17 protein-coding genes and 3 pseudogenes are annotated in these 19,694 nt (G+C 58.7%); 13 read left to right on the forward strand and 7 right to left on the reverse strand.

Annotated features, from left to right (window positions below; all coding sequences use genetic code 11):
* Nucleotides 1-4: 4 nt before the first annotated feature.
* Entirely contained in the window at nucleotides 5-1,174 is a 1,170-nt protein-coding gene (locus M5C01_RS17355) for a hypothetical protein (protein WP_152739651.1), read from the reverse strand.
* A 132-nt stretch (nucleotides 1,175-1,306) separates the two neighbouring features.
* On the opposite strand from M5C01_RS17355, the gene M5C01_RS17360 reads away from it, so the two are divergent.
* The gene (locus M5C01_RS17360; RefSeq protein ID WP_152739652.1) at nucleotides 1,307-2,038 is read left to right on the forward strand and encodes a type 1 glutamine amidotransferase; all 732 of its coding nucleotides are present in this window, start codon (nucleotides 1,307-1,309) and stop codon (nucleotides 2,036-2,038) included.
* 21 nt (nucleotides 2,039-2,059) lie between these two features.
* Here M5C01_RS17360 and M5C01_RS17365 read toward each other — a convergent pair whose 3' ends face one another.
* On the reverse strand, nucleotides 2,060-2,770 hold the full coding sequence (locus tag M5C01_RS17365; RefSeq protein WP_152739653.1) for a murein L,D-transpeptidase catalytic domain family protein: 711 nt from the start codon (nucleotides 2,768-2,770) through the stop codon (nucleotides 2,060-2,062).
* Between the two features lie 143 nt (nucleotides 2,771-2,913).
* On the opposite strand from M5C01_RS17365, the gene M5C01_RS17370 reads away from it, so the two are divergent.
* Together M5C01_RS17370 and M5C01_RS17375 are read left to right on the forward strand one after the other, a co-directional pair.
* Complete coding sequence (locus M5C01_RS17370) at nucleotides 2,914-4,491, forward strand: L,D-transpeptidase family protein (protein WP_152739654.1); 1,578 nt, start codon at nucleotides 2,914-2,916, stop codon at nucleotides 4,489-4,491.
* An 86-nt stretch (nucleotides 4,492-4,577) separates the two neighbouring features.
* A complete protein-coding gene (locus tag M5C01_RS17375) occupies nucleotides 4,578-6,782 on the forward strand; it encodes an OsmC domain/YcaO domain-containing protein (RefSeq protein ID WP_152739655.1) in 2,205 nt (734 codons plus the stop codon).
* Between the two features lie 56 nt (nucleotides 6,783-6,838).
* On the opposite strand, the pseudogene M5C01_RS17380 reads toward M5C01_RS17375, so the two are convergent.
* Nucleotides 6,839-7,338: pseudogene (locus M5C01_RS17380) on the reverse strand (GNAT family N-acetyltransferase).
* Nucleotides 7,339-7,472: 134 nt separating this feature from the next.
* Here M5C01_RS17380 and M5C01_RS17385 point away from each other — a divergent pair.
* Nucleotides 7,473-7,556 (forward strand): annotated as a pseudogene (locus tag M5C01_RS17385) (thioesterase); the annotation flags it as partial.
* A 115-nt stretch (nucleotides 7,557-7,671) separates the two neighbouring features.
* The gene (locus tag M5C01_RS17390) at nucleotides 7,672-8,418 is read left to right on the forward strand and encodes an EcsC family protein (protein ID WP_152739656.1); all 747 of its coding nucleotides are present in this window, start codon (nucleotides 7,672-7,674) and stop codon (nucleotides 8,416-8,418) included.
* 4 nt (nucleotides 8,419-8,422) lie between these two features.
* On the opposite strand, the gene M5C01_RS17395 is transcribed toward M5C01_RS17390, so the two are convergent.
* Entirely contained in the window at nucleotides 8,423-9,220 is a 798-nt protein-coding gene (locus M5C01_RS17395) for an AraC family transcriptional regulator (protein ID WP_152739657.1), read from the reverse strand.
* Nucleotides 9,221-9,325: 105 nt separating this feature from the next.
* Here M5C01_RS17395 and M5C01_RS17400 point away from each other — a divergent pair, with 105 nt between their 5' ends.
* Nucleotides 9,326-10,282, forward strand: a complete 957-nt coding sequence (locus M5C01_RS17400; RefSeq protein ID WP_152739658.1) for a threonine dehydratase — start codon at nucleotides 9,326-9,328, stop codon at nucleotides 10,280-10,282.
* 42 nt (nucleotides 10,283-10,324) lie between these two features.
* Here M5C01_RS17400 and M5C01_RS17405 read toward each other — a convergent pair whose 3' ends face one another.
* The gene (locus tag M5C01_RS17405; RefSeq protein WP_255916948.1) at nucleotides 10,325-10,852 is read right to left on the reverse strand and encodes a DNA-binding protein; all 528 of its coding nucleotides are present in this window, start codon (nucleotides 10,850-10,852) and stop codon (nucleotides 10,325-10,327) included.
* A 186-nt stretch (nucleotides 10,853-11,038) separates the two neighbouring features.
* Between M5C01_RS17405 and M5C01_RS17410 the strand changes: the two genes are divergently transcribed.
* From M5C01_RS17410 to M5C01_RS17435, 6 genes are all read left to right on the forward strand, one after another.
* On the forward strand, nucleotides 11,039-11,371 hold the full coding sequence (locus M5C01_RS17410; protein WP_178129860.1) for a hypothetical protein: 333 nt from the start codon (nucleotides 11,039-11,041) through the stop codon (nucleotides 11,369-11,371).
* A gap of 191 nt (nucleotides 11,372-11,562) precedes the next feature.
* Nucleotides 11,563-11,829, forward strand: coding sequence for a ParD-like family protein (locus M5C01_RS17415; RefSeq protein WP_152739659.1), 267 nt, complete (start codon nucleotides 11,563-11,565; stop codon nucleotides 11,827-11,829).
* The gene (map, locus tag M5C01_RS17420; protein ID WP_152739660.1) at nucleotides 11,826-12,638 is read left to right on the forward strand and encodes a type I methionyl aminopeptidase; all 813 of its coding nucleotides are present in this window, start codon (nucleotides 11,826-11,828) and stop codon (nucleotides 12,636-12,638) included. Before M5C01_RS17415 ends, map begins: the two co-directional genes overlap by 4 nt.
* Before the next feature lie 87 nt (nucleotides 12,639-12,725).
* Complete coding sequence (locus M5C01_RS17425; protein ID WP_152739661.1) at nucleotides 12,726-13,598, forward strand: AraC family transcriptional regulator; 873 nt, start codon at nucleotides 12,726-12,728, stop codon at nucleotides 13,596-13,598.
* A gap of 156 nt (nucleotides 13,599-13,754) precedes the next feature.
* The gene (locus M5C01_RS17430) at nucleotides 13,755-15,023 is read left to right on the forward strand and encodes a DUF1479 domain-containing protein (protein WP_152739662.1); all 1,269 of its coding nucleotides are present in this window, start codon (nucleotides 13,755-13,757) and stop codon (nucleotides 15,021-15,023) included.
* Nucleotides 15,024-15,126: 103 nt separating this feature from the next.
* Nucleotides 15,127-16,695, forward strand: coding sequence for a GGDEF domain-containing protein (locus M5C01_RS17435; RefSeq protein ID WP_152739663.1), 1,569 nt, complete (start codon nucleotides 15,127-15,129; stop codon nucleotides 16,693-16,695).
* A 130-nt stretch (nucleotides 16,696-16,825) separates the two neighbouring features.
* Here the strand turns inward: M5C01_RS17435 and M5C01_RS17440 are convergent.
* Together M5C01_RS17440 and M5C01_RS17445 are read right to left on the reverse strand one after the other, a co-directional pair.
* Nucleotides 16,826-17,629, reverse strand: a pseudogene (locus tag M5C01_RS17440) (hydantoinase/carbamoylase family amidase); the annotation flags it as partial.
* 80 nt (nucleotides 17,630-17,709) lie between these two features.
* Entirely contained in the window at nucleotides 17,710-18,567 is an 858-nt protein-coding gene (locus tag M5C01_RS17445; RefSeq protein WP_152739664.1) for a LysR substrate-binding domain-containing protein, read from the reverse strand.
* 243 nt (nucleotides 18,568-18,810) lie between these two features.
* On the opposite strand from M5C01_RS17445, the gene M5C01_RS17450 reads away from it, so the two are divergent.
* Nucleotides 18,811-19,644 (forward strand): transporter substrate-binding domain-containing protein, encoded by an 834-nt coding sequence (locus tag M5C01_RS17450; protein ID WP_152739665.1) that lies wholly within the window; start codon nucleotides 18,811-18,813, stop codon nucleotides 19,642-19,644.
* Nucleotides 19,645-19,694: the final 50 nt, after the last annotated feature.

Here is a 19,694-nt window from a genome sequence, read left to right on the forward strand (position 1 = left end):
GTTCCTAACCCCGCTCACAAAGGTTGTAGGCCCCGGAGATGATTGCATTCACCGCCCTCCGAGCTTGTTCTTTTGCAAGGACTGGCGGGACACCGAAGTGGCTTGAATAGTAGGTCGCCAGCTCATAGGCCGCGTCACGAATTGACACCTGATGCCCTGCGATAAAGCTCGGTTTGTCGACGTTTTTCCCCGGTTCGCCATTGTTTTCGTTCTCGGCACGGGAGCTGGTATTGAGTGCTTGTGCCTCCCATGCTTCAGTGCGGTGTAAACGAAGGAGAAGCAGCGTTTTGTCAAAGTCACGTTCGAGGCTGAAGCGAATGGTGCCTGGACAGTTGGGTTGTACCGCAACCGCTGCTTTTGTCAGTTGATCCGCCTTCTGCAAGCGTGAGGTCATCGCTTCGCAGTCACTGCGGATCAGTCGACCGTCGATGGCTCCGGCGTAGACCGAGTCCAATACGTCGATCAATCCGGGCCGTCGTACAAACGCCGAACACGGCATCGTCAGCGCATAATCGCTGACCGATGCGACATTCAGAAACGTGGAGAAGTTTTTGTCCGATGACACCACGTCATGTGTGTCTTTGATATCGGACAAAGGCGTTGCCCATGGTTTGTCGTGAATCACTTCGAAAGCCGGAGCAATCAGTTTCTCCACCGCTGTCGCACGATCGGCGTCATTCTCGATGGTCGCGTAGCGATAGATGGCTTCGTACAACGGGGCGGATTCGGGGTTCTGTCGAGCAAGCTCTGCCAGTGCGACATCCGGTGCCTGGAAAAGCGCCGCAATGGCCAGTGTGTTCAGCCGCTCATCGTAGGTGCTGACAAGACACGCGTGCATATCACCACTCGAACATTGCTTATCGCGGGTCTTTAGCCATTGTCGTTGCAGGGGTTGCTGCTGTGATAGACCCCGACCTGACGCGTCCGTACGGGACGCGGCAAACAGCACGGCCATTGTTCGACCCTGTGTGGATAGCCCTGGATCACTACAGATCAGCTTTTCGATGGCGTTATTCGCCGCCCTACATGAAAAGCTCGGGCCGGGCGTCGCTGGATTCTGTGCAGAATGCGCAATGGGCACTCCTAACGCCGCACTTAGCAGGGGTAGGCCGATAATCAGGCGTGCTATCCGGTTCGCGTATGCTGTAATCAGCAGTCCTTTTTTGCTTTTCAAAACGCGCTTCCTGTCGACTTATTGGTATACGGCAAAATGCTATCAGCAAGGCTCATCCCACATGATGAAAGATGACTGGACTTCATCCTCGAGGGCGGGTACCAAACAGGGACTGTCACCAGAGGAGTTTCAATGAAAGTCCATTTCGTCGTTCACGAAGCATTCGAGTCGCCGGGTGCCTACGAGGCCTGGGTTGAAGAACGTGGCTACGAGGCAAGCTACTCGCGGGTTTATGAGCGTCATGCTTTCCCGGACGTGGATAACATCGATCTGCTGGTGGTGCTGGGCGGTCCTCAGTCACCGGCCACCACCCGGGAAGAGTGTCCGCACTTCGACGCCGCCGCCGAATGTGCGCTGATCGCCAAAGCCGTTACGGCGCAAAAGGCCGTGGTGGGTGTCTGCCTTGGTGCCCAACTGCTCGGTGAGGCGCTGGGGGCGGGGTTCGGTCACAGTCCCGAGAAAGAGATCGGCAAGTACCCGATTACCCTCACCGAGGCGGGGAAGGGCAACGACAAGGTCGCTCATTTCGGCGACGTCCTCGAGGTCGGACATTGGCACAACGACATGCCCGGCCTGACCGAGAACGCCAGGATCCTGGCCTATAGCGAAGGCTGCCCGCGGCAGATCGTTGAATACGGTCCGCTCGTGTATGGCTTTCAATGCCATATGGAGTTCACCCTCGATGTCGTGGAGCGGCTTATCGCCGCGTCGGAGAGCGAACTCGTGGAGGCCACTGGCCGCCGTTTCGTCCAGCAACCGGCAGCCCTTCGGGCCAATGACTATGGGCAAATGAACCAGAAGCTCTTTGGGTTTCTGGACAAACTGATGGCGCAGTACAGGCTGCGCCAAGACCATCCGAGGTAGAGGTGCTGTTTCCCCTGGGGATCAACCACCGGGGACTGTGGCACTGGCCATCTGCTGGGGTTTGCAGTTGAGATAGGCCGAGGATTTCAGCCAGTGCTTGTCGGGGTACCAGACAAACATGAACTGGCCGTCCTTGAGTTTGTCGACCACCTGCCGCGCCACTTGCGGGCGGACGGCGGGGCAGCCCTGGCTGCGGCCGAGACGGCCTTCGCGCTTGCTCCACAGGGGGCTCACGTAGTCGGCTGCATGAATCACGATGTCACGGTCGCGGGCGCGGTCATTGAAACCGGGCTCCAGGCCGTCCATGCGCAGGGAATAACCATGGGTGCCCTCGTAACTTTCCTGGGTGCGGAACAGGCCCAGGCTGGATTGATAACTGCCCACCTGATTGGAAAATTGGGTGGCGAAGTTCTCTCCGGATTTTTGTCCATGGGCGACCAGGTCGCGCAGCACCAGGGTCTTCTTGCGCAGGTCGAAGATCCACAGGCGCCGCTTGGTCGAGGGTTGCGAGTAGTCGATCACCGCCAGGCGCTCGGATTGTTCGAGGCCGCTGTTGATGGCGCATTGCATGGCGCTCAGGGCGTTTTTCAGAACCAGGGGGTTGAGTTCCGGCGCGGCGTGGGCGAGTCTGCGGTACAGCGTCGGTTCATGGCCCTTGGCGGCCAGGGCAGAACTGCAGGGTGCAGCCAGGGTCAGAATAATCAGGCAGAGTCGGGAGCAAGAAGTCAGCATGTTGAAGAGTGCCTCGGCCGTCAATCCAGGCTCGCGCCTCCCAACGGTCTTCGGGCAGCGTGGTCACAGGCTGCCTGAAGGTTTTTCGCTTCTGTTGCAGCTGTGAACTATCAATGCGACGACCGTGGATTGGAGTCAAGCCGTTGTTCAAAAAACACGCATATTACTTGAGCATTTACCTGCTCGTGGCACCACTGGTCGCGACAGCAGAAGACCTGCTCACCGATCTGCCCATGCCTTTGCCGTCGTTCCTGACGCAGTTGTCGACCGAGTGCCCGGGCCTGGTCGCACAGTTGGACACGTCGGCACAGCAGCGTTTGCAGGCGTTTTACCAGTCTCAGAATGATGCGCCTGTCTGGTCCGTCAGCGGGCGTCTGTCGGCCTTGCAGGCGCAGTTGCCGTTGTTGGCCGATGACGGCCTGGACCCGGCGCGTTACCCGTTGCCCCAGGACACGGGAGCCGGCAACGCGCTGTGTACCGATGTCGAAATCAGCCGGCAGTATCTGCAAGCCTTGCAGGACCTGCGTTACGGTCGTTTGCAGCAGGCGCGCTTCGAGCCGCTCTGGCATGCACAGCCGTCGACCCGGGACGTCGACGCCGAGGTCCTGACGCTGGCGGCGACGGGGCTGCAGGATATGGCCCTGGCCTTTGATCAGGCGCGGCCGAATATCGAGTTGTACCGCAGCCTGCGGCGGGTCTACGCGGAGCAGCGTCTGCAGCCATTGGCCCATTGGCAAGCGATCGCGGGTGGAACCTTGCTGCGTCCCGGCATGGAGGACGCTCGGATACCCGCGCTGGCGCAGCGAATGCTCGCCGAGGGCTATCTGGAGAGCCTGCCCGGCGGTCCTGAAAAAACCTACGGCGAGGAACTGAGCAGCGCGGTCAAGCACTTCCAACTGAGCCATTCGCTACAGGGGGATGGGGTGATCGGGCCAGGCACCCTGACCGAGCTGAATATCAGCCCGGCACTACGGCGCGAGCAGCTGCGGATCAACCTTGAACGCTTTCGTTGGCTGGCACCGGATCTGGAGCCCGAGGGGGTGCTGGTCAATGTCGCGGCGGCCCGGTTGAGTGTCTATCACGACGGCGCGCCGGTGTGGCAGACACGCCTTCAGGTAGGACGTGCCGATCGGCAGACACCGCTATTGAAATCCCGGGTCACCCGGCTGACCCTGAACCCGACCTGGACCGTGCCGCCGACCATCATGCGTGAGGACAAGCTGCCGGCTATCCGTCAGGATCCGGCCTACCTGAGCCAGCAGAACCTGCAGATCCTGGACAGTGCAGGCAATCCCCTGGCAGCGGACGCCATCGACTGGGAGCGGCCCGGCAATATCATGCTGCGCCAGGAGGCCGGTCCACGGAACCCGCTGGGCAAGATCGTCCTGCGGTTCCCCAATCCCTTTTCGGTATACCTGCACGACACCCCCAGCCAGCCGCTGTTTGCCAAGGGGCCGCGGGCTTTCAGCTCGGGTTGTGTGCGGGTCGAGCAGCCGATGCACCTACGGGACCTGCTGCTGACCCCGGCCGAGCGTGCCCGGACCGAGGAGTTATTGGCCAGCGGCACCACCCATGAATTCAGACTGGTCGCGCCGGTGCCGATCCTGCTCGGTTATTGGACGGTGCAAGTCGCTGGTGACGGAACCTTGCTCTATGCCCCGGATATCTATGGGCATGATCCGGTACTGTTGAAGGCCTTGGGAGGTGCGTCGAGTCATTGAGTGCGGCGATTGAAAGCACAAGACTTCCAACTGAAAAACCGGATAATGGCGGCCAATTATTTGTCTCGTTATTTTGGTAATCCCGCATGGAAATCAAGGTCAATTTTCTCGACAACCTTCGGCTTGAAGCCAAATTCGATGACTTCACGGTGGTGGCCGATCAACCTATTCGCTATAAGGGCGATGGATCGGCCCCCGGCCCGTTCGATTATTTTCTGGCTTCGTCGGCGTTGTGTGCGGCTTACTTTGTGAAGTTGTACTGCGAAACCCGCAATATTCCCACCGACAATATCCGTCTTTCGCAGAACAATATTGTTGATCCGGAAAACCGCTACAACCAGATTTTCAAGATTCAGGTCGAGTTGCCGGCGGATATCTCCGCCAAGGACCGCCAGGGCATTTTGCGTTCCATCGACCGTTGCACGGTAAAGAAGGTCGTGCAAACCGGGCCTGAGTTTGTGATCGAGGAAGTGGAGAACCTGGATGCCGATGCCCAGGCATTGCTGATGCTCGGCCCGGTTTCGGACGCCGCTACCTATATTGCCGGCAAGGATCTGCCGCTGGAACAAACCATCGCCAATATGTCGGGCATTCTGGCCGGCCTGGGCATGAAGATTGAAATCGCTTCGTGGCGCAATATTGTTCCCAATGTGTGGTCGCTGCATATCCGCGATGCGCATTCGCCGATGTGTTTTACCAATGGCAAGGGCTCGACCAAGGAAGGCGCATTGGCCTCGGCGTTGGGCGAGTTTATCGAGCGACTGAATTGCAATTTCTTCTACAACGATCAGTTCTGGGGCGAAGACATCGCCAATGCGGCGTTTGTGCATTACCCGAACGAACGCTGGTTCAAGCCAGGCCGCAAGGATGAGCTGCCGGCTGAAATTCTCGACCCGCATTGCCTGGCGATCTACAACCCCGATGGCGAGTTGCGTGGCTCGCACCTGATCGATACCAACTCCGGTAATGAAGAGCGTGGTATCTGTTCGTTGCCGTATGTGCGTCAGTCGGATGGCGAGGTGGTGTATTTTCCGTCCAACCTGATCGAGAACCTGTTCCTCAGCAATGGCATGAGCGCCGGTAATACATTGGCCGAAGCACAGGTTCAGTGCCTGTCGGAAATCTTCGAGCGCGCGGTAAAACGCGAAATCCTCGAAGGTGAAATCGCACTGCCGGATGTGCCACAGGAAGTCCTGGCGAAATACCCCGGTATCCTGGCCGGTATCCAGGGTCTGGAAGAGCAGGGCTTTCCGGTGCTGGTGAAGGATGCGTCGCTGGGTGGGGGATTCCCGGTGATGTGCGTCACCCTGATGAACCCGCGCACTGGCGGTGTGTTTGCCTCGTTCGGGGCGCACCCAAGCTTTGAGGTGGCGCTGGAGCGCAGTCTTACGGAACTGTTGCAGGGTCGCAGTTTTGAAGGTCTGAACGATCTGCCCCAGCCGACCTTTGAAAGTCACGCGGTGATGGAACCGAACAACTTTGTGGAACACTTTATCGACTCCAGCGGCGTGGTGTCGTGGCGTTTCTTCAGTGCCAAGTCGGATTTCGAATTTGTTGAATGGGATTTCTCCGGCCAGGGTGAAAACTCCAATGCCGAGGAAGCCGCGACCTTGTTCGGTATTCTTGAAGACCTGGGCAAAGAGGTCTACATGGCCGTGTATGAGCATATCGGTGCAACGGCCTGCCGCATTCTGGTACCGGATTACTCGGAAATTTATCCGGTGGACGATCTGATCTGGGATAACACCAACAAGGCGCTGTTCTTCCGCGCCGATATCCTGAATCTGCACAGCCTCGACGATGCCGACCTCAAAGCCCTGGTCAAGCGTCTGGAAGAAAGCGAGCTGGACGACTACACCGATATCACCACCTTGATCGGCATCGAGTTTGACGACAATACGGCTTGGGGTCAGTTGACGATCCTGGAGTTGAAGCTGCTGATCTATCTCGCTTTGAAGCAATTTGACGAGGCGAAAGAGCTGGTGGAAACCTTCCTGCAGTTCAACGACAACACGGTCGAGCGCGGGTTGTTCTACCAGGCCTTGAATGTGGTGCTGGAGGTGCAGATGGACAACGAGCTGGAATTGAGCGATTACGAGGTCAATTTCCGCCGGATGTTTGGCAACCCGCGGATGGACGCCGTGATCGGTTCGGTCGAGGGTAGCGTACGCTTCTTCGGCTTGACGCCTACCAGCATGAAGCTGGAGGGGCTTGATCGGCACCTGCGCCTGATCGACAGCTACAAAAAGCTGCACGCGGCGCGAGCCAGGGTGACGGCGTTATCCAGCTGAAATAGTGCTGACAAAAAAGCACCTCAGGTGCTTTTTTGTTTTTTTGCGGCCAGTCTCTAGAGCGAAAGGATGAATAGATATTCATCCTTCGTCTTGTCCATACCGAGTTCATGTTCAAGCAGAAACCCGCACCGGCTCAGTACTTTTTGTGAGCCAATATTGTTCTTGTAGGCAATGGCCAGCAGTTGCGTAAGGTTCCAGTGCGTCTGTGCCTCCTGGATAAGATGCTGCAGTGCCAGGGTGGCGAGTCCCTGCCCGCAAAAGCGTTGATCAATCCGATAACCGACTTCTGCACAACCCTCTGGTGAGTTGATGTTTTCAAGTTGGCTCGACCGACTATTCCCTCACTGGCTTCTTCGATAACAAAGGGATGCCAGGTACCGAGAGCAAAGTCGGACAAATAGCGCTCAATATGATCGGTAACCCCTTGCCGTGAGTAGAAGGAAGGGGCACGGGCGTCAATTTGAGATTCGAACCATTCACGGTTATGGGTTTCGAATCTCAGCAAGGCTTCAATATCCGTTTCTTCTAGCGTGCGAACACTGAATGTCTGCATTGGTTCGCGCCTCCTTGCTTGAATGCTCTTGGGCTTGGGTCTTCGCTTGCGAGTATTATCAGCCTCACTTGAGTAATCAACGCTTTTTTGTACAGCAATGCTCAGTTTGTGCCGCGCTTCAGCGGTCTTCGCATCGCCGCGAGTTGCGGCTGTTCGAAGCCTTTGAAATTCACAGCACGATCCTCGGCTGGGACCACAAGTGGAGCTTTATGGAGCACCATGACTTGCCTTTTCCATACAGTGGCCGCACTTTGATACTCACGTTGCCACAGGGATGCACTGGAGCTTTTTGTCCTGTAGCTGTCCTGCCAACCCAGTATCGAGTACGTATTGATGAGCTTCTCGGAAGACGATCGAAATGAGCTGCAATGTGCAAAGAACCTGCTGGAGAACCCCGGCTTCGTCGCCAAGCTGACGAATATTATCGGCATGCCCATCGAGGTCGCACTGGCGCAGTTACCCAAAAGCATCACCAAAAGAATTGCCGGTATCACTCAATCAGCACTGGTGAAGGCCCTCGATGCCGCGGTGTTTACCATGAAGGATATTCCGGGTGAGGGGCCTTCCAATCTCTGGCACAAGACCGGCATCGCCGTCAGCGGGGGCGTCGGCGGCTTTTTCGGTTTTGCCGGGCTCAGTGTCGAGTTGCCGCTCTCAACCTCAATCATGCTGCGCTCCATTGCCGATATCGCCAGGAGTCATGACGAGCGCATTGATACCGACGAGGCGAAACAAGCCTGCCTGGCGGTCTTTGCACTCGGCGGTCGATCAACCAAGGACGATGATTCGGAAACCGGCTATTACACCGTGCGGGCCGCGTTGGCGAAGTCCCTGTCGGATGGCTCGATACTCAAGCTGATCGCCACCATTGCCGAACGCTTCAGCATCCACGTGGGGGAGAAGGCCGCCGCGCAAGCCATACCGGCGATCGGCGCGGTGGGCGGCGCGCTGATCAACCTGGCCTTTATCAACCACTTCCAGGACATGGCGCGCGGGCATTTCATTATCAGAAAGCTGGAGCGGCGCTACGGACAAGAGGCGGTCCAACAGCTGTACCAGTCCCTTCCAGCGCGCGGATAGCCGATCACCCACGCATGTCTCGCGGACTGACGCCCAAACGCTGCCTGAACGCCGTGGCCATATGGGCCTGGGAGGCAAAACCGCAGGCCTGGGCGATGTCCGCCAGGCGCTCCGCCGGGTTGCGCAACAGGTCCCGGGCGCGGACCAGGCGTCGATCGATCAGGTAGCTGTGGGGGCTCTTGCCCGTGGCGTCCTTGAACGCCCGTATGAAGTAGCCTTCGGATAACCCCAGCACCGCCGCCATCGCCTGCACACTCAACGCCCCGTCGAGCCCGGCGTCAATGAACTCATCGAGCAGGCGCAACCGCTGGGTGGTTATCGAACCCCGCAGAGGTTCCGACAACCGATCCTCTCCCGCCGCTCGTTGAACCAGGGCCAGTGCCCAGGCCTCCCAGTCGTCCTCCACCGAGGCCCGCAACAGCGCACTACGCATTCGTTGGGCGAGGGCAATGGCCTGCCGATCGATGCGATTGTTGAACGCATGGTCCCCCGCCAGCGGCGTGCCGTCGGTGCGAATCAGCCGCAGGTACTCACCGCCCTTGGGCGATTCGGAAAACACATCACACCCCGGTGGTATGAACGCCAGGCCGTTGGGCGTGGCGACAAATGGGCGGATCCGGTCGCTGCCAATCGCGTGCTGGCCGCGCTGGCTGTCGAAGGCAAAACCAATGGCGGCCTGGGTTGCGATATAGCGGGTTTCGTAGCTGGCCGCCGGTAGCAATTCGATCGCCCACGGCCCGGCCTCGGCCCGACGGACCGGTTCGCGCAGGGGCGGTGACGGCAAGCTGTTTCGGCGATTCATAGACACCATCTTACTGAAGGGCACGCCTGAAGGTCAGGTCAATTTTCTGAAAGCCCGCAGCTTGTGCGTCTGCCTAGACTGGGCAAAACCTCAGAGAGAATAGCCATGCACGGACTGACTCGCGACGACATCGAAAACGCTGCCCGCCAGGTATACCAGGTGATGCCCGCCACCGCCCAATATGCCTGGCCATTGCTGGCCGAACGCTTGGGGTGCACGGTTTGGGTCAAGCACGAAAACCATACCCCCACCGGGGCTTTCAAGGTGCGCGGCGGCATTACCTTCATGCACTGGCTCAAACGTACCCACCCGGACACCCGAGGCGTTGTCACCGCCACCCGCGGCAACCACGGCCAGAGCATCGCCCTGGCGGCCCGGGCGCTGGGCTTGAGAGCGTTGATCGTGGTGCCGCGGGGCAATTCCGTGGAGAAGAACAACGCCATGCGCGGCTTTGGTGGCGAGGTCGTCGAGTTTGGTTGGGATTTCGACGAAGCCCGTGAGGAGGCTGCGCGCCTGGCTGAGGGGCAAGGCCTCTACCTGGTGCCGCCGTACCATCCCGAGTTGATCAAGGGGGTTTCCACTTACGCGCTGGAGTTGTTCAAGGCGGCGCCGGACCTGGACACCGTTTATGTGCCCATCGGTTGCGGATCGGGAGTTTGTGGGGTGATTGCCGCCCGCGATGTGCTGGGCCTCAAGACCCAGGTGGTGGGCGTGGTATCGACTGAAGCGGACGCCGCGAAGTTATCCTTCGAAGCCGGAAAAATACTGGAAACCGCTTCGGCAAATACCCTGGCCGACGGTATGGCCGTACGTAAGCCGATCCCCGAAGCTTTTGCGGTTTATGCGGCGGGTGCGGCGAGGATCGTATCGGTGACGGACGAGGAGGTCAGCGAGGCCATGCGCGTGTATTACAGCGACACCCACAACCTGGCCGAAGGGGCAGGGGCGGCGGCGCTGGCGGCGCTGATGCAGGAGCGTGGTGCCATGGAAGGGAAGAAGGTGGGGATCATTCTGACCGGTGGGAATGTCGACCGGCCGGTGTATGCGAAGGTGATTGGCTGAGACGCTAGCCGGCTGCGAGGCCGATTGTTGCCTGGAGCTTCTTCAGGCACGCTCGACCAGCGCCTTGATTTTCTCTGCGGTGCTGTCGTTGAGCGGGGTGTAGACGATCATGCCCAGATCCGGCCGACCGTCGATGGAAAACGCCGAGTGCTCCAACTCGATGTGCCCCAGTTCAGGGTGCAGCAAGCGCTTTACGCTTTCTCCCTCTGCATAACCGTGCACTTCATGATGGCGCCATAACGCTGCGAATTCCGGGCTGACGGTGCAAAGCTCGTCCACCAGTTCGCTGACCTCGGATACCAACCCGGCGCGTGCCACATCCGCTCTGAACGCACCGACCACAAAACGCGACACACTCTCCCAATCATGCTGTTTGGCGCGGACCGCCGGATCGCAGAACAGGAACCGCAGGATATTGCGTTGTCCAACCGGCAGCGTGCTGTAGTCCGTCAGCACGACAGCGGCGGCCCGGTTCCAGGCAATGATGTCCCAAGTGGCACTCTTGATGATGGCCGGGCTGGCCGGCAGGGAATCAAGCACGCGCTGCAGCCTGGGGGTGATGCCTTCCACAGGCGTGTAGTGGACTTCCGGTGGCCGACCCAGCGCCCGCGTCGCGTCCGAGCTGGCGGGAAATATTTTGTTGGAAGCAGGCGTCAACCTGTCGGTGGTGCGATTACCCCAAGTCCACAACCCACTCAAGCAGGGCCATATCACACCGCTTGTTGCCGTTGCGCGCGAAAAGGGCATCTCGCGTACGTGGGTGAAGGCCGTAACCGTTGGCCGGCGGGCCATCTCTTCGATGCCGCGCGTCTATACCGCCTGGCCCTGGAGAAAGGCGAGCCGGGGGCGCGTTATCACGCTGTCGGCGAAGAAGGCGTCAGCAGTCGCGAAATAGCCGAGGCGATTGGCCGGGGTCTGAATGTACCGGTGGTGTCGATCACGGCTCAGGAAGCCGTGGCGCACTTTGGCTGGCTGGAGATGTTCGTCAGTCTGGATATGCCGGCTTCCAGTGCCCAGACACAAGCACGCCTGGGTTGGCATCCGACAGGGCCGCTGCTGATCGCCGATCTTGACGAAGCACGTTTCTAAGAGCCATTCAGGGGGCAGCTTTCTACCCCCCCCCCCCTTGCGATCTGTCGCGGAACCTGTGGAAGTGCCCTGGAGCGGGCGATCGTACTGACACATGGGCTGCGCGACAGTCACCTCGCACGATGAAATTGCGATCCCGCACCGTTATCGACTAATATACGATTCATATATATTTCATATTGGATAAGTCGATGGGCATCGTAAAAATTTCAGAGGGTATGCATGAGCATCTGCGCGTCGCCAGCGATGCCTTGAGTCGTTCGATCAATGCCCAGGCCGAGCACTGGATGCGCATCGGCATGCTGGCGGAGCTGTATCCCGACCTGGATCACCGCGACATCAGTCGCTTGCTGATTCGCGCCGAACTGGCCGGCGGCCTTGATTTGAAGCAGCTGTGTGCGCTTGCCGATCTTTCCCAAGGCTCCCGGGTCCATGCGGCACCAGGAGCCCAGCAATGAAAACCAACGTCAAGATCAATACCCAGGCGGAAATAGCCCTGTCCGGCGCGGCGGGCAAACTGGCCGCCGAGGTGCTGGCCATGATCACGCCACACGTCAAGGCGGGTGTTACCACCGACGAGCTGGATCAGCTTTGCCACGATTACATCGTCAATGTGCAGAAGGCCATTCCCGGTAATGTCGGCTACCACGGCTTCCCGAAAACCGTGTGTGCCTCTGTCAACGAGGTGGTCTGCCACGGCATTCCTTCGGCCAAGGTGCTGAAGGATGGCGATATCGTCAATATCGATATCGCCGTGGTCAAGGATGGCTGGTACGGCGACACCAGCCGCATGTACTTCGTCGGTGAGCCCAGCCCGCAGGCCCGGCGTCTGGTCAAGACCACGTATGAAGCCATGTGCGCGGGTATTCGCATGGTCCGCCCCGGCGCGACGCTGGGCGATATCGGTCATGCGATTCAGAGCGTTGCCGAGCGCGACGGCTTCAGTGTGGTGCGCGAGTACTGCGGCCATGGTATCGGCAAGATCTACCACGATGAGCCACAGGTCCTGCATTACGGCTATCCGGGTCAGGGCCTGACACTGAAAGCCGGGATGATTTTCACCATTGAACCCATGCTCAATGCCGGCAAGCGCCATGTGAAAACCCTGAGCGATGGCTGGACGGTGGTCACCAAGGATCAGACCCTCTCGGCCCAGTGGGAACATATGGTGGCGGTCACCGACGACGGCTTCAAGGTGTTGACGCCTTGGCCTGACAGCGTCGACGACTATCCCGCCATTGTTCAGGCGCCTATCAGGTTATCGTAAGCAGGCAGCGCCTGCGGGAAGTGTGACTGGTGATGCCCAATGATACGATTGTGGCGTGCTCACTTCCCTCTAAGGCAGTAATGGTTCATGAAGCCCAGTTTCGAGAAGGTACCCAGCGCAGCGGATACTTCCTGGACCTTGCTGAACAGGCGCCTTGCGCAGGCGATACCCTTTGAGTGGCACCATCATCCTGAGTACGAGCTGACCCTCACGTTGAACAGTCGAGGGCATCGCTATATCAGTAATGATGTGGCGCTGTACGACGATGGCGATCTGGTCCTGATCGGCCCTAACGTCCCACACAGTTGGTCCTCCGCCGAACTTATTGATCCGACCGGACCGCACATTGCCTTGGTCATCTGGTTCTCCGAGGCTTGGGTGCAGGCTCTGGTCAAACTGTGCCCGGAGATGGGGGCTGTCCGCGCCTTGTTGGTAGCCGCACGGAATGCCCTGCGTTTCAGTGACGCCGCTTCTGGCGAACTGCGCCCTATCATCGAAGCGATGCTGGATCAGGACGCTACGCAACGGCTGATCTCACTGCTGACGGTGCTGAACAGGCTCGCCCGGGATGTGCATGCCGAGAAAATTGCCCCCGCCTGCAGCACTCAGGCCTTCACTGCAATCACCGAAGATGCTCGTATCCATCGGGCCCTTGATTACATTCACGACCACTATGCGAGTGCGCTGAGTCTTTCAGCGTTGGCGGAGATGGCCTGCGTCAGCGTTTCAGCCTTTCATCGAATGTTCAGGAGGCACACGCGGTGTACGGTGTTGGAGTACATCGTCCGGTTGCGCGTCGGACACGCCTGCGCATTGTTGATGCAAGGCAACGTGGCCGTTTCGATCATTGCCGGGCGGGTGGGGTACTCGTCCCAAGCGCTTTTCAACCGGCAGTTCAAGGCGCAAAAGGGCATGACCCCTTCGGAGTTCCGGCAGCGGCACGGGCACCATTTCCAATAAGCCTGCCCATGGCGACCTGTCAGGCCGTTAATCGAATGGCGCCATGGGCGCAAGGAAAGAAGCCAGAATCGTATTGCTCAACGCTTGAAATGTGGCTGCCGCCAAGCACCGCCCAATGTTTTGATGCCTGTACGAACAATAAGACGCAGGTGCCTCATGAATCAGTATCAAGCATTCGAAAGCGCGACGCTCCCGGACAACTACAAGGACAGCATCGTCAAAATGAAAAAGACCTTGCGCGCGCAGATAGGCGATGTGGAGTCCTTGTTTGCCGAAGTCTGTGGGTTCATTACGGCCGAGATCGCCTCGATCAAGGCGCAGGAGGCGCTGACCGGTTCCGGATGGCCAGTCCTAGAATTTGACGCCATCGCCGCGGGTGAGGTGAGCGAAGAGCAACTTGCAGGAATCAGGCGCCGGGGCTGTCTGCTGATCAAAAATCACTTCCCCAGAGAGCAGGTCCTGGCATGGGACAAGGGGCTTCTGGAGTACTTGGACAAGAATGACTTCGACCGGATTTATCACGGACCGGTCGATCAATTCTTTGGCAACCTCGAGGCCTCGCGGCCGGAGATTTTTCCGATCTATTGGTCGGTTTCACAGATGCAACTGCGCCAGGATGCGCGCATGGGCACCGCGCAGTCATTTCTGAACCGGCTGTGGAAAATTCATTCCCAAGGTCAGCAGTGGTTCAACCCGGATATCAACGCGCTTTACCCGGATCGCGTACGCCGTCGTCCACCCGGCACCACTTCCCGGGGGCTGGGGCCACATACCGACTCGGGGGCGTTGGAGCGCTGGCTGCATCCTGCCTACTTGAAGGTCTTCGACAAAATCTACCGCAATGACTTCAAGTCTTACGACCCTTGGGATGCCGCGTATCGTACCGAGGTAGACGAGTATGCCTACAAAGACACGGTGAAATGCTCCGCATTCAGGACCTTTCAAGGCTGGACCGCATTATCCGATATGCGCGCCGATCAAGGTGTATTGCATACCTTGCCGATCCCCAAGGCCATGGCCTACATGCTCCTGCGTCCCTTGCTCGATGATGTGCCGGAGGATGAGCTGTGTGGCGTCGCGCCGGGCAAGGTACTGCCGGTTTCGCAACAGTGGCATCCGCTGCTGGTTCAGGGGCTGACGCCCATCCCCGATGTGCAGGCGGGGGACTCGGTTTGGTGGCACTGCGATGTTATCCATAGTGTTGCGCCCGTGGAGGATCAAGAGGGCTGGGGTAACGTCATGTATGTGCCCGCAGCCCCGATGTGCCCGAAAAACCGCCAATATGCCAAGGACGTTTGCCGAGCGTTCGAGGCCGGCGAGTCGCCGGATGATTTTCCGCCTGAACACTACGAAGCGTCATGGAAGGGCCGTTTCACGGTTGAGCAGTTGAACGCCTTCGGGCGCAACGGTTTGGGCCTATCCTGAAGGGGGGCTTGCATCGTGAGCGCCTCTCATGACCAGAAATGTGAGGTGTCGGTGAAAATCGCATAAGCTACATCACATCATTTCAACCACACGGAAGGGTTTCATGATCACAAAAGCGACCTCGTTTCTAAGGACCGAATGGGCGAATGCCAAGCTCAAGCTCGGCCATGTGGTGCTTTTTGTGGCAGCGGTCTGTATCTCATTGATCGCGATCAGCATCTGGGGGATGTTCAACTCTTTGGAGTACCACTTGCATGACAAAGAGATCCAGATGTCAAACCTTTCCAAGGCCTTGTCATCCAGTATCGCGGCGACGCTCACTCAAGCTGACACGGTGATATTGGGTATTCAGGGACAAGTGGAAGTTGAGGGCACCGGGGCGCAGACCCTGGAAAGGTTGGGGGCGATACTGAAAAACCAACAAAAAAGCCTGCCGCAAGTCCATGGTTTTTTTATTTATGACGAGCAGGGGCGCTGGTTATTCAACTCAAACGGCGCAACTCCGCCGGGCCTCAACAATTCGGATCGCGACTATTTTATCTACCATCGCGATCATGCCAGCTCGGCGCCCTATATTGGCCCCTCCATACGCAGTCGCTCAACAAATGAATGGGTCATGACCATCTCGCGGAGGCTCAATCACCCGGACGGCAGTTTTGCCGGAGTGACCATCGCCACGATCTATCTTAACTATTTTCTCAGTCTCTATGACGGCATCGACATGGGAGCCAATGGGCTGATCAATCTGGCTTCCTCCACAGGGCGTATCGTCGTACGCAAACCTTTTCGCGACGCTGATATCGGCACCGATATTTCAACGGGGGAAGTCTTTGCGTTGCTAAAGCCTGAGATCAGCTCGGGCACTGCTACCATAAGGTCATTTATTGACCACGTTGAGCGGGTCATCAGCTTTCAGCGGGTCAATGGCTACCCCCTGGTGGTGATTGCGGCCTTTGACAGAAGTGAAATACTGGCGGATTGGCGTAACGAATCCTTTGCCAGCTTTCTTATTTCGTCGGTATTGCTGATTGCGCTCAGCGTTCTTGGCTATCGGCTGATCAAACTCATGAGCCAGCAGATTCAGGCGCAAAAGGACTTGCAGCGTTCTGAAAAAAATTATATCGAGGCCAACAAGGCGCTCGGGCAACTGGCGCTCGAGGATAGCCTGACAGGCCTGCCGAATCGCCGTAAGTTTGACTTGTTTATCAGTGCGGAGGTCAACAAGGCAAGACGCAGGCCTGATGACATTGCCCTGATCATGATCGACGTGGATCTGTTTAAAAAATACAACGATCATTATGGTCATGTGCAAGGCGATGAGTGTTTGAAGGTGGTCAGCGCCATTATCAAGAAAAACATCACGCGAGAAGGCGATCTGGCCGCGCGGTATGGAGGAGAGGAGTTTGCCATCATCCTCTCGAATACAGACTACGTGGGTGCCTTTATTATCGCCGAAAGAATTCGAACTGAAGTGGAGGGTTGTTCCATTCAACATGATGAATCGCCGGCCAAAGTCGTCACCATCAGTGTGGGCATCAGTGCGTTGTCAGGCTCAAGAATGGACACGCCTGAGAACTTGATCGATATCGCTGACAAGGCACTGTATGTCGCCAAGACCAGTGGTAGAAATCGGACCGTTATTTCCAATCATCTTTCGGATGCGACGGTTTGAGCTGAAACGGCCAAGTGCCGACGGCATTCAAGCGCTTGCCAACCACGCCTGTTGGCGGGCCCGAAGCGAATCCGCGGACTCACCCACCAGCTTCGCTTAGACGCCGGTGGCCTGTGGTTTTCGGGGAGTGCTACAGCTGGACGTTCAGGCGATGGTTGACCACATCCAGGAGCACCTCGGCACCTTTGATCAACTGATCGTCATCGGTGTGCTCGCGCGGGTTGTGGCTGATGCCGCCACGGCTGGGTACGAAGATCATCGCCGACGGGGCAATTCTCGCAATCATCTGTGCGTCATGGCCCGCGCCCGAGGTCATGCGCTTGTGGCTGAAGCCGAAACTCTGGGCGCTGGCTTCGATCTCGTCGGCCAGGCCGGCGTCGAATATCACCGGTTGGAAGCGCACCAGTTGTGTGGTGCTGATATGCACGCCCTCGGCCTCCGAAATTTTGGCAAGGAACCGGGAAAGTCGTTGTTCGGCGGCTGCCAGCCGTGCTTCATCGGGATCACGCAGGTCCACGGTGAAGCTGGCCTTGCGCGGTATGACGTTGATCACATTCGGCTCGAAATTCATGCAGCCGACGGTGGCCAGGGTGGTGTCGTCCGAGTCCATGGCGATCTTGCGCAGTTCGGCCACCACCGCGCTGGCGACGTAGCCGGCGTCATGACGCAGGCGGGTAGGGGTGGTGCCCGCGTGGTTGGCATTGCCTTGCACGATCACCTGTTGCCAGGAGATTCCCTGGAGGTTTTCCACCACGCCGATCAAGGTGTTTTCCGCCTCGAGGATCGGCCCCTGCTCGATATGCAGTTCCAGGTATTCGTGGGGGACGATGGCTCCCGGTTGCAGGTCGCCGGCATAGCCGATGCGTGCCAGCTCTTCGGCGAGGCGCGTGCCGTCCGTGCCGATGGTGGCCAAGGCGTCCTCAATCGACAGCCCCTCCGGCGTACACCAGTGAGCCTGGGTTACGGGCTGACGGTCATCGCGGCGGTGGAGGTGGAGAATGAGCGCTTGAGCGCCTACAACCCCTGGCTGCTACGAATCAGATCATAGGCCCGGCGCACCAGCGGGTTGACCGTGTTGGGGCGGATCCACAGGTGATAGGTCACATCCGGCAAGCGCGGCAAGCCATCGTTTTCCCCCAGTACCCGCATATCCGGCCCCAGCAGCTCCATGCTGCGCGGCGTCACGCCGAGTCCGGCACGAATCGCCGCCTTGATGCCGATCAGGTTCGAGGCCAGGTAGGCCTGGCGCCAGGCAATCCCCTCACGCTCCAGTGCTTCCATGGCATAGCGCCGGTAGATACTCGGTTCTTCCACCAGGATCAGTGGCAACGGTTCGCTGGGGACATGGATGTACTGCGCCGAACAGATCCACCACACCGGCGAGGTGCGCAGGGCAAAACCTTGCAGGCGCGAGTCTTCGCGGGTGGAAATGACCATGTCGATCTTGCCCCGGTGCAGGTCTTCCATCAGGTAGGGGCTGCGGCCGACATCGATTTCCAGGCGCAGGCGCGGTGCCGAGCGGGCGATATGGCTGAGGATCGGCGGCAGGATGGTGTCGGCGATATCGTGGGGCGAACCGATGCGCAGCACGCCACTCAAGTGGCTTTCCTGCAGGGCATTGAGCGCCTCGTCATTCAGCGACAACAGTTGCCGGGCATGACGCAGTAACTGCCGCCCCGGCTCGGTCAGCTGTTTCTGCCGGCCCTGTTTCTGGAACAGGCTGACGCCCACCTGCTGTTCCAGGCGTTGCATCTGCTGGGTCACGGACGATTGCGTGCGCGCCAGGTGCTGGCCGGCTTCGGCAAAACTGTGATGGTCCGCCACCGCGACGAAGGTGCGAAGCAGTTCCAGATCCAGGGTCGGAGAGGGCATGGCGGCTCGAATTCATATCAAGGGCGATCGCCAATAGATTACAGATGCTGATGTATTTGGCGAGCCTAAATTATTCGGAACGCTGAAAGCCCCAGTAAACAGGGGATATACCGTTTTTCTCAAAAGCTAATAACCAGAAAGTTATAACAATATTAGATATTTGAATTTCCGTTCGTCCCTGGCGCTCCCTAGCATGCAGGTCAACAAGGTCGGGATACGCCGATTGCCATCGAGGGGATAGTCATGTCGTTCAAGCGCACACCGGGCCAACGCCTGCTTCCTGCTGTTATCGGCGCCGTGCTGGCGTTGGGGGCGGTGGCTGCGGCCCAGGCCGATGCCACCCTGGACAAGATCGAGCAGCGCCACAAACTGGTGGTCGGCGTGCTGTTGTCCGGCGGGCCCTTCGGTTCCATCGATCCGTCGACCCAGGCGCCCAAGGGCCTCAATGTCGATTTGGCCAATGCCCTGGGCCAGGACCTGAAGGTTGATGTCGAACTGGTGCCGGTGCTGCCGGCCAACCGCGTGCAGTTTCTGCAGCAGGGCAAGGTCGACCTGCTGATCGCCAATATGGAATGGACGCCGGAGCGCGACGGCCAGTTGGGGCATGTGCCGACGCCGTTCTACAGGGTCGGCGGTACCGCGGCGGTGTTGAAGAGCAGCAAGATCACTCGCTGGGAAGACCTCAAGGGGCAGCCGGTGTGCACTTCCCAGGGCAGCAGCTATGTCAAGCCGTTGAGCGAGCTGGGCGCGCAGTTGAAAGCCTTCAAGAGTTCTTCGGAGTCCCTGCTGGCACTGCGCGGCAACAACTGCGTGGCGGCGGTCCACGATGCGACGCTGATCAATCCGCTGCTGGCGGGCAACCCGGAGTGGCAGGACTATCGCGCCATCACTCCGGAGTTGAACCCGGCCCCGTCGGTGATCTGGACCCGTCAGGGCGAGGTCGATACCCAGAAGCGCTTGGACAAGGTGGTACAGGGCCTGCACCGCAGCGGCTGGCTGATCGAGGCCGAGAGCCGTAATCAGATCTCGCCGAAGTCGCCGGCGCTGGTGGAGCTGCATAACCAGTTCAAGGGTTGACCGTACGCGTAACGTTTTTGGCGCACTTGAGGGCCTCTTCGCGGGCAAGC

The sequence above is a fragment of the Pseudomonas sp. MWU12-2319 genome (assembly GCF_023242525.1).
In the GTDB taxonomy this organism is placed as follows: domain Bacteria; phylum Pseudomonadota; class Gammaproteobacteria; order Pseudomonadales; family Pseudomonadaceae; genus Aquipseudomonas; species Aquipseudomonas gingeri_D.

Excerpts from the sequence above, each read along its gene's own strand:
- M5C01_RS17415 (WP_152739659.1), top strand. The coding sequence starts at position 11,563 with ATGGGCATCGTAAAAATTTCAGAGGGTATGCATGAGCATCTGCGCGTC.
- M5C01_RS17425 (WP_152739661.1), top strand. The coding sequence starts at position 12,726 with ATGAAGCCCAGTTTCGAGAAGGTACCCAGCGCAGCGGATACTTCCTGG.
- M5C01_RS17450 (WP_152739665.1), top strand. The coding sequence starts at position 18,811 with ATGTCGTTCAAGCGCACACCGGGCCAACGCCTGCTTCCTGCTGTTATC.
- M5C01_RS17435 (WP_152739663.1), top strand. The coding sequence starts at position 15,127 with ATGATCACAAAAGCGACCTCGTTTCTAAGGACCGAATGGGCGAATGCC.
- M5C01_RS17365 (WP_152739653.1), bottom strand. The coding sequence starts at position 2,770 with ATGCTGACTTCTTGCTCCCGACTCTGCCTGATTATTCTGACCCTGGCT.
- M5C01_RS17375 (WP_152739655.1), top strand. The coding sequence starts at position 4,578 with ATGGAAATCAAGGTCAATTTTCTCGACAACCTTCGGCTTGAAGCCAAA.
- map (WP_152739660.1), top strand. The coding sequence starts at position 11,826 with ATGAAAACCAACGTCAAGATCAATACCCAGGCGGAAATAGCCCTGTCC.
- M5C01_RS17360 (WP_152739652.1), top strand. The coding sequence starts at position 1,307 with ATGAAAGTCCATTTCGTCGTTCACGAAGCATTCGAGTCGCCGGGTGCC.
- M5C01_RS17445 (WP_152739664.1), bottom strand. The coding sequence starts at position 18,567 with ATGCCCTCTCCGACCCTGGATCTGGAACTGCTTCGCACCTTCGTCGCG.
- M5C01_RS17390 (WP_152739656.1), top strand. The coding sequence starts at position 7,672 with ATGAGCTTCTCGGAAGACGATCGAAATGAGCTGCAATGTGCAAAGAAC.
- M5C01_RS17395 (WP_152739657.1), bottom strand. The coding sequence starts at position 9,220 with ATGAATCGCCGAAACAGCTTGCCGTCACCGCCCCTGCGCGAACCGGTC.
- M5C01_RS17400 (WP_152739658.1), top strand. The coding sequence starts at position 9,326 with ATGCACGGACTGACTCGCGACGACATCGAAAACGCTGCCCGCCAGGTA.
- M5C01_RS17430 (WP_152739662.1), top strand. The coding sequence starts at position 13,755 with ATGAATCAGTATCAAGCATTCGAAAGCGCGACGCTCCCGGACAACTAC.